This window comes from Shewanella eurypsychrophilus, from assembly GCF_007004545.3.
Classification (GTDB): Bacteria; Pseudomonadota; Gammaproteobacteria; order Enterobacterales; family Shewanellaceae; genus Shewanella; species Shewanella eurypsychrophilus.
Window position 1 is genome coordinate 5,014,118 of the sequence record NZ_CP045503.2, and the last position, 14,227, is coordinate 5,028,344.

Below are 14,227 nucleotides of genomic sequence, written 5' to 3' on the forward strand. Positions count from 1 at the left end.
AAGAAATATGCTTTTATCTAAACGTAATTTATTCCTCGTTATCATAGCGTTTATCGCCTTTAGCTCTTATGCTAATTCTCCTTTAGAGCTCAATAAGCGGTTAGGGATCAGTCAACCTACAGCCACAAGCTTATCCGCTGAGCAACAGCTAGCGCTTATCGAGCGAAAGATTGAAGAGCAAGGCTTGCTTGAGAGCAATTATCTTCAGCTGGTCAGCCACTACCAAGCTCATAAACATAACCTTGAGCAGCAGTTAGTTGAAGCCAACACACCATTGCCTCGGTCAAAAAATAACGGCCTAACTCAACAGGCTTCTTTGGCCTATTTAAGGCTCTCTGAATTAAAAGAAGTCGATGCCGATTTGGATGTCAAAGTCACTGACTTAATAAAAAGACACAACCAGCTACCCACTCTCATTGTGGCGGCTAGGCAATTGCTCTCTCAGCATAAAAAAAATCTATTGGATGACTCCAATACCCACCAAGCTCAACTTCTAAAAGCACAGCGTCAACTCTATATTCAAACACTTTCAACTCTTGAGGCTGAGTTAGCCAGCAGTCAAAAGCGCATCAACCTTAATCAGCAGCAACTATTAATTGTCAGGCAGCAACTGTCACAACAGGAAGGTCTGATTGAGATTATCAATAAGGCTATGGCTAAACAGCGAGAGGCTCTCACTGATACCACCATAGCTAATAGCTTATTTGAAACCTCGACAGAGCAAGATCCTCTCACTCAAAGATTGAGTCAGCAGAATCAAAAATACGCAGAACAGCTAAAAAGCTTAACCCAGAAAACCAATCTAGTAGTATTTGAGCAAGAAGAAGCAGAAAACCTCTATCAACTCCAGGCCAAGCAACTGACAAATGTCCAACAGCAAATCGGTCTAATTAAGCTCAACTCGGGCTTCGGTGAGCGTTTCCTACAGATACTACAGTCTTTGCCTGCCGCTCCAGACCACGAAAGACTGCAAACAAAAATAGCTCAAGCCAGGCTAATGAGGTACCAGCTAGAACAAGACCAAACCGGAAATGCCCAGCAACTTTCAACCTCAGAGCCTTTAACTAAGATCCAGCTTAGGTTGCTCAATTCACAAAACGATTTACTCACTCAGCTTATTCAAAGCCAAGATCTGTTTCTAAATGAACTTACAGATTTGAGAGTCGTGTATGAGCAATTAACTCAACAGCATATTGCACTGAAAAGTATCCTCAATGAACATCTTTTTTGGGTCCCAAATGCTAACTCTATTGATAAACTTTGGGTTACTGATTTCTTTCAAAGTACAAAGTGGCTAGCGACCAAACTATCATGGACTGACATCTCTATCTCACTGGATGAGCAGAGTGACTTCTGGTCATGGTGGATAATCTTACTGGTGCTTTGTCTGGTCGCTCAAGATATATCAACACCTAAATTTAAGAATGCCATGACGCAAGACATCACCTTTGTCGGCAATGTAACCCAAGATCAATTCACCTTTACCTTGCGCGCGCTATTAAACTCCTTAGCTTATAGCATAATAAAACCACTACCCGTGATCAGCGCAGGTGCAATATTACTGCTATCAAACCAAAATCTAACCGCCGCTATAGGCATGGGGGTATTAGCGATAGGTTTACTCTATCTCTTGTATCGCTTCAGTTATCTGCTTGCCTTGGATAAAGGTGTTCTCATCGGTCACTTTAAGGGGGAGCAAGCTATCATCAGAGAAGGTCAGCTCCGCTTCAAGACTTTTGTTCTCATGGCTATTCCTTTCTTCGGCGTCATGGGCTTCACTGAATTTATAGATAATTCAGTGTTAAGAAATAGCATAGGCCGGGGCGCATTTATTATTTTCAGTATTATTTTATTTTTGTTCTATAGAGATATTCTTTCTTTATCCAAAAAAGAGAAACACCAACATCAAGCTGACAAAAATAAGAAGTTAATGCAGCGCTTACTCTGGAGTGTATTACTGCTAGTACCACCACTTTGCGCAATTTTAGCCTTTAGAGGCTACTACTACACCGCATTTCAAGTCTTGCTTCAGTTACAGTTATCACTGCTGCTTTCGTTAGGCTTTATGTTGCTTTATCAATTAATTAAGCGTTGGATGCTAATTGAAAGAAGACGTATCGCTTTCGATAGAGCAAAAGCCAGACGTGCTGAAATTTTACTTCAACGTGAGCGCGGTGAAGATCCTCAAAATAATAATGATTCTTTAGATACTTACGAAGAACCTATTGTCGATCTGGAAACCATTTCTAGCCAGTCATTAGGTTTAGTCCGCTCGCTGTTTTTATTAGCATTTTTAGCAAGTTTAGTGGGGCTATGGACCCAGACTCACACGGCGCTGTTTTCATTACTCGATGGTATTACTCTCTGGACTAGCAATACCTTAGTCAATGGAATTGAACAGCAAATACCCATTACTTTAAAATCCCTTTTACTCGGGCTTATCATCGTTGGCTTCTCACTAATGATAGCCACTAACCTCCCAGGTCTAATCGAACTCACAATCCTTCAAAGGCTAGACTTAAGTCAGGGAACAGGCTTCGCGATTACTACGATGAGCCGTTACTTAGTGGTGTTTTTCGGCATATTAAGTGGCTTTTCAACCTTAGGCATGGAGTGGTCTAAATTACAGTGGCTAATTGCAGCTCTATCATTAGGATTGGGCTTTGGTTTGCAAGAAATATTTGCCAACTTCATTTCCGGCCTCATTATCTTATTCGAAAAACCAGTCAGGATTGGTGATACCGTTACCATTCGAGAGCTAACTGGCACGGTGAGCAAGATTCAAATACGTGCGACCACCATCATAGACTGGGATAGAAAAGAAATTATTATTCCCAATAAGGCATTTATTACCGAGCAACTTATTAACTGGTCATTGTCAGATCCGATCACTCGGGTTGTCGTGTATGTGTCTGTCGCACGTGACTCCGATCCGGCTAGGGTTGAGGCATCACTTTACCAAGCTGTACAAGAGTGTGATGATGCCTTAGAAAGCCCTGAGCCTGAGGTATGGTTTGCAGGATTTGGTAAACACACCCAAGATTATGAAGTGCGAGCCTTCGCTAAAGATATGAATACACGCTGGCCTTTACGTCACAAGCTACATAAAGCAATCAGCAAAAAATTAAAAGAGAATGATCTTGAGCTTGCGTATCCGCAGTTGGAAGTGCACATTAATAATGCCCAAGGTAAAGATCCTCAAGGACTGATACGCAGCTAATGATTATTTTTGCTCACCGAGGTGCCAGTGGTTATGCGCCGGAAAATACCATGGCAGCCATGAAAAAAGCGATAGCGTTAGGCATTAACGCCATTGAATTTGATATACACAATGTCGAGGGCGAACTGTATGTTTTTCATGATCGTCGCTTAGATAATAAAAGCAGTGGCAGCGGGTTAATAGAAGAGGTTAGTCGTCAGTATCTTAGTTCTATTAATGTTGAAGGAGAACCGATCCCAACATTGTGGGAGGTAATGAACTACCTCAGCCAGCATGACTGCTTGGTCAATATTGAACTTAAGGGAATGAAGTCATTAGAGCCATTCATAAAAATCTACCCCCGTTTAGTCACAGATCTGCATATAGCACCAGAAAACTTACTCATTTCATCGTTTAATCATGGTTTTTTAGCGAAATTTCGCCATCTCTTTCCACTATCCCGTATTGCACCATTATTTGAAGGTATCGAATTACAAGCTAATTCTACTGCCCACAAACTCGATGCTTACTCACTTCATCTTAGCCTAAGCTTTATCAACCAAGAGATCATTACTCAAGCTCAAGCTGAGGGACGAAAAGTGTTTGTCTACACTGTAGATCATGAGGAAGATATCATAGGTCTGCGTCAGATGGGGGTCGATGGTATATTTACCAACTTTCCTGATAGAGCTGCAAATATTCTCAAAGTAAGATAACCAGTATCAAACTCCCATCGCCACAAATGTCATAGACATATTAGCTTTAGTGCTTATTTTTTCAGTATAAAATTTCAAGCAAATATTTATTTTCAACCTACAATGTATTTATCTGACCTAGAGTCGTGATCAGGTCCAAAAATAATAGCGGGTCTACAGAATAAGGCTGGGGTAAGGATGAGGCACAAGTTACTGTTGCTCACGAATAAGAATGAAAGATACCGAAATTTACTCAAGTCATGTCACTTGCCTGATATCGAAATTTTAGACGATGATACTCAAAATATTTCTCAAGCAGATATTTGGCTAGCAGAACCTGCTTTGGCAGCCCCCTTACTGCCGCACGCTAAAGAGATGCTCTGGATGCAATCGACCTTAGCTGGTGTTGACGCTCTAGTCAGTCCTCGGCAACGAAAAGATTATCAACTTACCAACGTTAGAGGTATTTTTGGACCACTAATGAGTGAATACCTGTTTGGTTACTTGCTCGCCCACCAAAGAGAGCACTACAAATATAGATCCCAACAAGAGAAGAAGATTTGGCAACCTGGAAACTTCAAAACCTTGCAGGGTCAACACTTACTCTTGCTCGGTACTGGAAATATAGCTAAGCATCTAGCACAAACAGCAAAACACTTCGGCATGTATGTCACGGGGATCAATCGCGGAGCAAAGCCAACGAGAGGGTTCGATCATGTAGATACCCTCTCTAACCTGACTAAATACTTGCCCCAAGCAGATGCTATTGCCAGCATATTACCCAGCACGCCAGAAACCCGAGGGGCACTTAATGCACAAACGCTTTCCTTAATCAGACCCGAAGGGATTTTGTTTAATTTAGGCAGAGGCGATGTATTAGATCTGGACGCCTTGTATTTTCAGCTGAAAAACAACACTAAGCAAAATGCAATTTTAGATGTATTTAATCAGGAACCCTTGCCACAAAATCATCCTATTTGGATATTAGATAATGTCATCATCACGCCGCATATCGCAGCCCCTAGCTTTCCTGAGCAAGTTGTAGAAATTTTTGCGACTAACTACCATAAACACATAAAGGGAGAGCAACTCTCCCATGAAGTAAACTTTGAACGCGGTTATTAGATGTCAATTTAGTACGGATTTAAAGAACCAAATAAATTACATCTGCTTTTGACTGCGCTTTAAAAATTGCTCTACTAACACCTTCTGTGAGTTAATATTATCAACCACACTATGATTTAATCCTACCATCTCATCTCCCAGCGCATTGCTAGAGCCGTTTAACTCAGCAATGTTCACCACGCTACGGTTCACTTCTGCAGCCACACTAGATTGTTCTTCAACAGCGCTCGCAATATGATGCGTCATATCAGTAATCGAAACCACTGCATCTCTGATAGTCCTTAGCGCGCTACCCGCTTGATCTGCTTGATTGACACAAAGCTGAGCCGAGTCCACGCCTTGGTGTACACTATGCACAGCCTTGGCGGTTCCCTGCTGTAACAGGTTGATCATGGTTTGGATCTCCGTTGTCGATTCGTGTGTTCTTTGGGCCAATGCGCGTACCTCATCAGCAACGACAGCAAAACCTCTTCCTTGCTCACCAGCCCTTGCCGCCTCAATCGCAGCATTAAGCGCTAATAGATTAGTTTGCTCAGCGATACTCTGTATAACATCAAGTACTGTGCCTATACCTTTGCTTTGCTCTTCTAATTCAGCGATAACTTGAGAGGTATCTGTTAGCTGTTCAGATAAAGACTGAATAGAGGAAATAGTCTCAGTGACAATAGTATCGCCAGCACTTGCCTCCTCCGATGCTGCTTGTGATGATGTTGCTGCATCAGAGCAGTTAGCAGCCATATCGGCTAAAGTTGCCGTCATCTCCTGCATCGCAGTTGCAACTTGCTCGACCTCTCGAGTCAATGAGTGACTGTTGGTTTTCACATCTTCACTCTTAGCGACTGACTCCATAGACTTATTTGCTGATTGCTCACAAGAGTCTAACGCTCTTCCTAACATGGCTTTCATTTCAGAGTTTTGCATCTGCAACGCAAGCTCTATTTGAGCAATATCATCAACATACCCAGTATATAAATAAGACATCAGAGGATTCGAATAGATCCCTTTACACTTAGCAACGATAGCCTTATAGCGAATAAAGAGCAGGTTACCACCGATAAATAACATGATTAAGGTGACAAACAGTAACCCAAAACCCACCACTCCAGCCTCCATGGCGAGATACAACATAGGCAACATAGAAAGACTAACCAAGAGCGCTAATTTAGCGGGTAGGCTTAACACTTGCTTAAGTTTGCTGATCCCTCCCTTATCATTAAGTTCCTTGTAAGCCTGTTCTGCCCTATGAATTTGCTCATTCTTAGGTTTAGTTCTAATAGATTGGTATTCCACCACCTTGCCATTTTCTGAAATCGGGGTAACAAATGCATCAACCCAGTAGTGATCACCATTTGCGCATCGATTCTTTACTAGCCCTTTCCAAGGGTGCCCAGCCTTTATTGTGGTCCAAAGATCCTCGAAAGCTTGTGGGGGCATATCAGGATGACGAACCACATTATGGGGCTCGTCTATAAGCTCATCTAGACTGTACCCTGCGACTTCACAGAAAGCATGGTTAGCATATTTAATCTGGCTTGAGGTATCGGTTGTCGATAACAAGATCCAATTTGAAGGGTAGTCATAGTTTTTTTGAGTTACTGGCAGGTTTTCTCTCATGCTCACTCCAATCATCGCTCGATGTGATTTGCTTCATCCTTGAGTCAATGTCGGTCACACCTTTTCATATAAAATCGTAAAAGGGCTATAACAAATTCTATATCTAATGGACAGAAGTGCCAGTTTTTACGGTTTTTAGAAGTGGTTCACATTTATTGATAACGCCCATCTAATAATCCCATTTGACTTATGCGCTTTTGTTATTAGCATTGAGAATCGTTTTCATTTATACTTCGGTCATCTATTTAGGGAGACCTATAAAATGTACGTTTGTCTTTGCTACGCTGTTACCGATACGCAAATTAAAGAAGCCGTTAGTCAGGGTGATATGTCACTTGCTGACGTAAAGAAACGTCTAGGCGTCGGCAGCCAATGCGGTAAATGTACAAAAATGGCCAGCCAAATTATTGAAAGACAACTCGACGTCGAGCCGAATTATTACGAAGTGGCTTAATACCATTCCGAGTTTTCCTATAAAAAAATCCCATAAAAAAAGCTGCCAATGGCAGCTTTTTTTATGCACGAGAGTTCAGCTAGTCAATCACTTCACTACTACCATCGCCTAACTCAACGCTATCGACACGCTGCAAACCTCTAGGGAGCTTAGCCCCCCTTCTGCCACGCTCGCCGCGGTAATGCTCTAAATCACTCGGTTTGAGTGTTAATTTACGTTTTCCAGCCCACAAGGTTACCGAGGTATCTTCGGGGATAACATGCAGATGGGTTAGCAACTCTTCACGATTTTTTGCCCTTTCGGTCGGAATGCCAATAATCTTGTTACCTTTGCCTTTTGATAGCTGAGGAAGTGCTTCTAAGGAAAACAGTAACATTCTGCCTTCGTTAGTGATCGCAAGAATCGATTCAGCTTTCGATTTATCTACCGTCTGAGGTCGAATGACCTTAGCGTTTGCGGGTAGGCTAAGCAGCGCTTTACCCGCCTTATTGCGAGACACCATGTCTTTGTAGGAACCAACAAACCCATAGCCAGCATCTGAAGCCAGCAAGTAAAATTTGTCATCGTCACTTAATATTACATGCTCTATCACCTCACCGGGTGATAAATTGAAGCGTGTGGTGATCGGCTCACCTTGACTTCGGGCCGACGGTAAAGTGTGGGTATCTGTCGCAAATGCGCGCCCCGTCGAACCAATAAATACCGTAGGCTGATTGCTTTTACCTGAGGTAGAACAAAGGAAACCGTCACCCGCTTTATAGGAGAGTCCACGACCGTCGATGTCAGTACCTTTAGCGCAACGCACCCAGCCTTTCTCTGACAAAACGACAGTCACGGCTTCTACTGGTGCTAGCTCTTGTTCTGTCAGCGCTTTCGACTCGCTACGCTCAATAAGAGGAGAGCGCCTATCATCACCATAGTTCTCAGCATCTTGCTTAAGCTCTTTTTTGATAAGGGTCTTCATGCGTCTATCTGAACTCAGTAACAACTGCAACTTATCTCGCTCAGTTTCCAATTCACCCTGCTCTGATTTGATTTTTACCTCTTCAAGTTTGGCTAAGTGACGCAATTTTAGATCTAAGATCGCATCCGCTTGAATATCAGTCAGGCTAAACCGAGACATCAACTCAGCCTTGGCATCTTCCTCATAACGAATAATCTCTATCACTTCATCAATATTGAGGAAGGCGACCATCAAGGCATCTAAGATATGCAACCTTGCTAAGATTTTATCAAGTCTATGGGTCACTCGTCGGGTCACAGTGTTGAAGCGGTATTCCAACCACTCAGTCAAGATCTGTTTCAGCCCTTTGACCTGAGGACGACCATTCAAGCCGAGAATATTCAGGTTTACACGGAAGCTTTTCTGGAGATCCGTTGTGGCAAAAAGGTGTGCCATAAGCTGGTCACAATCGACGCGGTTTGATTTTGGTACTACAACAATACGAACCGGGTTTTCATGGTCCGATTCATCTCTGAGATCGACCACCATTGGCAATTTTTTCGCCTGCATCTGCGCCGCGATTTGTTCTAGAATCTTGCCGCCACTTGCTTGATGAGGTAGAGCAGTGATGACGACCTCACCATTTTCAATGCTATACACCGCGCGAGCTTTTATTGAGCCACGACCCGTAGCGTAAATTTTAGCAATATCAGCCTTTGAGGTGATAATTTCAGCTTCTGTTGGGTAGTCGGGGCCAGGAACTATCTCCATCAATCGTTCAAGTTCTGTTTTAGGGTTTTCTAATAACTCAATACAAGCCGACACTAGCTCTCGAGTATTGTGCGGTGGCACATCTGTCGCCATACCAACAGCAATACCCGTAATACCATTAAGTAAAATATGAGGTAAACGAGCAGGTAGCACCAATGGCTCTTTCATGGTGCCATCGAAGTTAACGCCCCAATCGACAGTTCCCTGACCTAATTCACTGAGTAAAACCTCGGAGAATTTGGACAACCTTGCTTCGGTATATCGCATTGCAGCAAATGATTTGGGATCATCCGGAGCGCCCCAATTACCTTGACCATCAACTAATGGATAGCGATATGAAAAAGGCTGTGCCATCAATACCATGGCTTCATAACAGGCACTGTCACCATGAGGGTGATACTTACCCAACACATCACCTACAGTACGAGCGGATTTTTTATGCTTAGATTGAGCCGATAACCCAAGCTCACTCATGGCATAAATAATACGACGTTGAACCGGTTTTAAACCATCACCAATATGTGGCAAAGCTCGGTCCATAATCACGTACATGGAGTAGTTTAGATATGCGTCTTCCGTGAAGCGGCGCATAGGCATCTGCTCTACACCATCTAGACTTAAATCTATCGCATTACTCATTTTTCAATATCCTGTGCTTGAGCAGCTTGTTCTGGTTCTTTCTCAACAATATGTTTGTAATACAAACGATAAATATTGCCTTTAAGATCATCTGATATATACATGGCTCCATCGGGAGCCGTTAATAGGGCATAAGGTCTGGCCACTGGGAATTCACCATCCAAAAAGCTAACAACGGTACTGCGCTTAACAATTTGTTGGCCTTCTAGCTCCAACATCACCACCTGATAGCCAATCTTGCTAGAGCGGTTCCATGAACCGTTTTCTGCAACAAACATCTGATTATGGTATTTAGCAGGAAATTGCTGGCCTCGATAGAAGTGCAACCCCATAGGGGCTACGTGAGCAGGAAGCTCGAAGTTTGGCAGAGTAATTTTTAGATTTTTAGGCTTGTCGTATGCAGGCTCGATAACTGAAGCGGCATGAATATAGGGGAAGCCAAAGTGCTCACCCGTTCTCTCCACTCGGTTTATCTCATCAGGCGGTAGCCTATCTCCCATCCAATCGCGCCCCTGATCGGCAAACCATAATGCGCCATCAATGGGCGACCAATCTAACCCAGTGACACTGCGAACACCTAAAGCAACTTGCTCACTACTACCCGTTGCTATATCTATAGCGATAATACTGCCAAAAGGGGCTACAGGCTCACAGACATTGCATGGAGCACCGATCGAAACATACAGGCGCCCATCGGGTCCGAAATGCATGGCTCGACGGCTCTTGTTGGTTTTTCCCGGTAAGCGATCGTAGACCTCTTTACCTCGTCCAGGGCGACGAAGACGGTTTTCAATATCGACAAAGCGGATAATCCTTTCATCGACAGCCACGTAAAGATCACCACGATGAAATGCTAGCGCTTCAGGATGTTCCAATCCTTTTGCCACCACATAACGTTTATCGACTCGACCATCGGCATTACTGTCAACTAAGGCATAAATGGTGCCTTTCTTATGGGAGCCTACAAATAGGGTTCCTTTATCACCTAGCGCCATCTGTTTAGCATCACCGAGTTCAGATGCATAAAGGGTGATACCAAAGCCTTTGGTCACTGTGATCATCATCGGCTCAGATGCTGCTAGTAATTGCTGACTCCACAATATTACGCCACAAGTCAGCAGCATCTGCCACATTCGTTGATTTTTTTTCTGATTCAACAACATTATTATTATTTAAGCCTATTTATTCTAATAGTAGTGGCTGCCCACTAAAAATCGGCAAGATTGCCTTTAGTTTCAAGCCAGGTTTTCCGGTCACCAGAGCGCTTTTTCGCCAGCAACATATCCATGATTGCTATAGTTTCTTCAACATCATCAATAGTGAGCTGTACTAACCGACGAGTATTTGGATCCATAGTGGTTTCTCTTAGCTGAAGTGGATTCATCTCACCCAAGCCTTTAAATCGAGTTACCTGAACTTTTCCTCTCTTCTTTTCAGCGACAATACGATCGAGTATGCCTTGCTTCTCTGCTTCATCTAAAGCATAAAAAATCTCTTTGCCCACATCCACGCGAAACAGTGGCGGCATTGCCACATAGATATGACCTTTTTCCACCAGCACCCTGTAATGCTTCATAAATAGCGCGCATAACAAGGTTGCAATGTGCAGACCATCAGAATCTGCATCGGCTAAAATACAAATCTTACCGTATCTTAGCTCAGAAATATCTGAGCAATCAGGATCACAGCCTATCGCTACCGATATGTCATGAACTTCCTGAGAGGCTAATACCTGAGTGGCCTCGACTTCCCACGTATTCAGAATTTTGCCACGCAGCGGCATAATTGCCTGAAACTCACGATCTCGAGCCTGCTTAGCACTGCCACCAGCAGAGTCACCTTCCACTAAGAATAACTCTCCGCGCATAGGATCTTGACCACTACAATCAGTCAATTTACCCGGTAATGCGGGGCCTGAAGTGACTTTTTTACGCGCTACTTTCTTAGCCGATTTTAGGCGTTTATGCGCATTATTGATGCACATATCAGCCAGAGCCAGGGCCTGTTCGGTATTCGTGTTGAGCCACAGACTAAATGCATCTCTGACAATGCCGGAGACAAAGGCGGCACTCTGACGACTGGAGAGCTTTTCCTTAGTCTGACCGGAAAATTGCGGGTCAAGTAGCTTTATCGATAAGATAAAACTGCTGCGCTCCCAGATGTCCTCAGGGGTTAGCTTAACGCCTCTGGGCATAAGATGGCGGAACTCACAAAATTCACGCATAGATTCAAGCAGGCCTTGCCTGAAACCATTAACATGAGTGCCACCTAAAGGTGTCGGGATCAAGTTAACATAACTCTCGTTAAGGTAATCTCCTCCTTCAGGTAACCAGGTAATCGCCCAGTCCACCGCTTCATTATTACCTTGTAAGCTACCTATAAATGGCTCTTCAGGCAGCATTAGCGCATCTTTAGCAGAAGATTTGAGGTAATCGGTTAAACCACTTTCATAGAACCACTCGTGAACTTCATCCGTCAGCTTATTCGTAAACTTAATTTTAAGCCCTGGACAGAGGACTGCCTTAGCTTTTAACAAATATATCAGCTTTGATGCGGAAAAATTGGCGGAATCAAAATAACTTGGAATTGGCCAGAAATGAACTCTTGTACCGGTATTTCTTCGGCCACAAGTCCCCGTTTCTGTGAGTTCTTCAACCATGTCACCATGTTCAAAGGCAATATCATAGACAATACCGTTGCGTCTAACGGTGATCTCAACTCGACTCGATAATGCGTTAACAACAGAAATACCGACCCCATGCAAACCACCAGAGAACTGATAATTATCATTGGAGAACTTGCCCCCCGCATGAAGCTTCGTCAAGATAAGCTCTACACCGGATATCCCCTCTTCAGGATGAATATCCACAGGCATACCACGACCATCATCGGTAACTTCTAAAGAGTTATCTTTATGCAGGATAATTTCGATCTTACTGGCATGCCCAGCCAAGGCTTCATCGACACTGTTATCGATAACTTCTTGCCCTAAGTGATTTGGACGAGTGGTATCGGTATACATTCCAGGGCGACGTTTTACAGGGTCGAGTCCATTTAGGACTTCAATGGCATCTGAGGTGTATTGATTAGTCATGGCACACACAATTTATAGTTATTAAGACCATGTTGCGGTCCTATATGGTTACTTGTCAAGAAAACAGGAATTGGCAGATTGATTGCATCTGCTTATCATAGCCAACAAAGCTATGATCGCCACCAGGCTGAATAATAAGCTGGCAACAATGGTATTTCTTAACCGCTTGTCGATAATCGAGCACTTCATCACCTGATTGTAACAATACTAAAAAGCGGTCTGGATTAAGGATAACTTCAGTATTAAATGTTGCAACTTGCTCTTTATGCTCAGGTAACACCTGATAATGCTCATCGGTGTATGGGTTGTATTGCGGGCCGATAAAATCATCGAACAGCTCAAATGGTGTCACTGCAGGATTAATTAATACCGCTTTGCCACCATATGTCTCAGCAAGATAACTTGCAAAGTAGCCCCCGAGTGATGAACCGATATATGCAAGTTTCTCACCTGCTTTAATTGCAGACTCGACTTCAGCTGACAATAATGTCATCGCCTCTTTAGGATCCGATGGTAACTGTGGCTGATGAAAATTTAGTTCAGGATAATGCTTAGCTAAATATTGCGCCGTGACAACTCCCTTATCTGATAATGGGGAGCTATTAAACCCATGGATATAAAGCAGCATACTACCTCAAATAAGAGTTACCCTTCGATAAAGCACCATCTCGAGGATCGCATTGAGACAACTAAAAGATAATATTAAAAAAATGGTCAAGAAGATGTTAACACTTGCTAACACTTCTACCAAGCAGTTAGCTATTTAATAGGGAGGTTAACCGTTAAACTTTATGATGAATACTAAAAGTATTCATCTTTTCACTCACGCCAAGCTCAAAAATTAATAGCCCCTAGCACCTCTATCTGGAAAGAATTTATCACCAGGAACTCGATACACATTCGTCAACATACTGCCATCGGCTTTTAGCTCTAGCAATCTGTAACCAGGCTGTAGCGCATCCAACGAAAAATAGGAAGATAAAGGTTTAAATTGGATACACGTCGAAGGTGTAGCCATGAGGCTAATAGCACCATGTGGGCCAAGGTGTTTTTTATCCAGCTGCTGATGAACATGCCCCCACAACAAGCCTTTAACCTGTGGGATCTGAGAAACCTGCTCGATAAAGTCACTACCATTATCCATGCAATGCTGATCGAGCCATTGGCACTTAACTAAAATAGGATTGTGATGCATAACGAGTAAAGTATGACGATCTGGCTGATCTGCAACAGCACTTTTAATCAAATCAATCTCAGAATCAGCCATATGCCCACCAGGCTTACCTCTAACGGTAGAGTCCAACATAATGATCTGCCAGCTACCCGCTAAGATTCTTTGCTGACCATAGATATTAGGCCCTTGCATATTCAGACGCATAATCCGAGGATCATCATGATTGCCAGGTAAATAGTGGCAAGGAAAATCCAGAGGAGCGATGGCGCGTACAAAGTTATGATAAGACTCGCCCGAGTAGTCCTGACTAATATCACCGGTAGCCAACATAAAATCAGCTGGATATTGCACAGCCTTGATAGTATTAAGTACAGACTCTAGGCTCAGAGCGGTATTCACACCTAAAAGCTGCGCGCTCGGATCGGCAAAAAGATGAGGATCAGTAACTTGTACGATTCTCACACTTGCTCCCGCTGCAAGAGAATAAGAGATTGCCTCTTTTAACACTATAAATAGACC

General features: G+C 43.2%; 10 protein-coding genes. 4 read left to right on the plus strand and 6 right to left on the minus strand.

Features of this window, described 5'->3' with window-relative positions:
• Nucleotides 1-7: 7 nt before the first annotated feature.
• From FM038_RS21440 to FM038_RS21450, 3 genes are all read left to right on the plus strand, one after another.
• Complete coding sequence (locus tag FM038_RS21440; RefSeq protein ID WP_142873932.1) at nucleotides 8-3,220, plus strand: mechanosensitive ion channel domain-containing protein; 3,213 nt, start codon at nucleotides 8-10, stop codon at nucleotides 3,218-3,220.
• Nucleotides 3,220-3,915, plus strand: a complete 696-nt coding sequence (locus FM038_RS21445) for a glycerophosphodiester phosphodiesterase (protein ID WP_195873140.1) — start codon at nucleotides 3,220-3,222, stop codon at nucleotides 3,913-3,915. The genes FM038_RS21440 and FM038_RS21445 overlap by 1 nt, the downstream gene beginning before the upstream one ends.
• A 177-nt stretch (nucleotides 3,916-4,092) precedes the next feature.
• Nucleotides 4,093-5,019 (plus strand): D-2-hydroxyacid dehydrogenase, encoded by a 927-nt coding sequence (locus tag FM038_RS21450; protein ID WP_142873931.1) that lies wholly within the window; start codon nucleotides 4,093-4,095, stop codon nucleotides 5,017-5,019.
• Nucleotides 5,020-5,055: 36 nt separating this feature from the next.
• Here FM038_RS21450 and FM038_RS21455 read toward each other — a convergent pair whose 3' ends face one another.
• Nucleotides 5,056-6,633 carry a methyl-accepting chemotaxis protein gene (locus FM038_RS21455; RefSeq protein WP_142873930.1) on the minus strand — a complete coding sequence of 526 codons (1,578 nt, stop codon included), beginning with the start codon at nucleotides 6,631-6,633 and terminating at the stop codon, nucleotides 5,056-5,058.
• A 262-nt stretch (nucleotides 6,634-6,895) separates the two neighbouring features.
• Here FM038_RS21455 and FM038_RS21460 point away from each other — a divergent pair, with 262 nt between their 5' ends.
• Nucleotides 6,896-7,087, plus strand: coding sequence for a bacterioferritin-associated ferredoxin (locus FM038_RS21460; RefSeq protein ID WP_142873929.1), 192 nt, complete (start codon nucleotides 6,896-6,898; stop codon nucleotides 7,085-7,087).
• Nucleotides 7,088-7,166: 79 nt separating this feature from the next.
• Here FM038_RS21460 and parC read toward each other — a convergent pair whose 3' ends face one another.
• The 5 genes from parC to cpdA form a co-directional block, all read right to left on the minus strand.
• On the minus strand, nucleotides 7,167-9,440 hold the full coding sequence (gene parC / locus FM038_RS21465; RefSeq protein WP_142873928.1) for a DNA topoisomerase IV subunit A: 2,274 nt from the start codon (nucleotides 9,438-9,440) through the stop codon (nucleotides 7,167-7,169).
• Nucleotides 9,437-10,564, minus strand: a complete 1,128-nt coding sequence (locus FM038_RS21470; RefSeq protein ID WP_223293109.1) for a PQQ-dependent sugar dehydrogenase — start codon at nucleotides 10,562-10,564, stop codon at nucleotides 9,437-9,439. The genes parC and FM038_RS21470 overlap by 4 nt, the downstream gene beginning before the upstream one ends.
• A gap of 83 nt (nucleotides 10,565-10,647) precedes the next feature.
• Complete coding sequence (gene parE, locus FM038_RS21475; protein ID WP_142873926.1) at nucleotides 10,648-12,534, minus strand: DNA topoisomerase IV subunit B; 1,887 nt, start codon at nucleotides 12,532-12,534, stop codon at nucleotides 10,648-10,650.
• A 55-nt stretch (nucleotides 12,535-12,589) separates the two neighbouring features.
• A complete protein-coding gene (locus FM038_RS21480) occupies nucleotides 12,590-13,162 on the minus strand; it encodes a YqiA/YcfP family alpha/beta fold hydrolase (RefSeq protein WP_142873925.1) in 573 nt (190 codons plus the stop codon).
• 213 nt (nucleotides 13,163-13,375) lie between these two features.
• Nucleotides 13,376-14,215: a 3',5'-cyclic-AMP phosphodiesterase gene (gene cpdA, locus FM038_RS21485; protein WP_142873924.1), complete on the minus strand. Its 840-nt coding sequence runs from the start codon at nucleotides 14,213-14,215 to the stop codon at nucleotides 13,376-13,378.
• Nucleotides 14,216-14,227: the final 12 nt, after the last annotated feature.

Bases quoted from the DNA above. Each gene is read 5' to 3' on its own strand.
- FM038_RS21440 (WP_142873932.1), top strand. From the start codon at position 8: ATGCTTTTATCTAAACGTAATTTATTCCTCGTTATCATAGCGTTTATC.
- FM038_RS21445 (WP_195873140.1), top strand. From the start codon at position 3,220: ATGATTATTTTTGCTCACCGAGGTGCCAGTGGTTATGCGCCGGAAAAT.
- FM038_RS21450 (WP_142873931.1), top strand. From the start codon at position 4,093: ATGAGGCACAAGTTACTGTTGCTCACGAATAAGAATGAAAGATACCGA.
- FM038_RS21455 (WP_142873930.1), bottom strand. From the start codon at position 6,633: ATGAGAGAAAACCTGCCAGTAACTCAAAAAAACTATGACTACCCTTCA.
- FM038_RS21460 (WP_142873929.1), top strand. From the start codon at position 6,896: ATGTACGTTTGTCTTTGCTACGCTGTTACCGATACGCAAATTAAAGAA.
- parC (WP_142873928.1), bottom strand. From the start codon at position 9,440: ATGAGTAATGCGATAGATTTAAGTCTAGATGGTGTAGAGCAGATGCCT.
- FM038_RS21470 (WP_223293109.1), bottom strand. From the start codon at position 10,564: ATGCTGCTGACTTGTGGCGTAATATTGTGGAGTCAGCAATTACTAGCA.
- parE (WP_142873926.1), bottom strand. From the start codon at position 12,534: ATGACTAATCAATACACCTCAGATGCCATTGAAGTCCTAAATGGACTC.
- FM038_RS21480 (WP_142873925.1), bottom strand. From the start codon at position 13,162: ATGCTGCTTTATATCCATGGGTTTAATAGCTCCCCATTATCAGATAAG.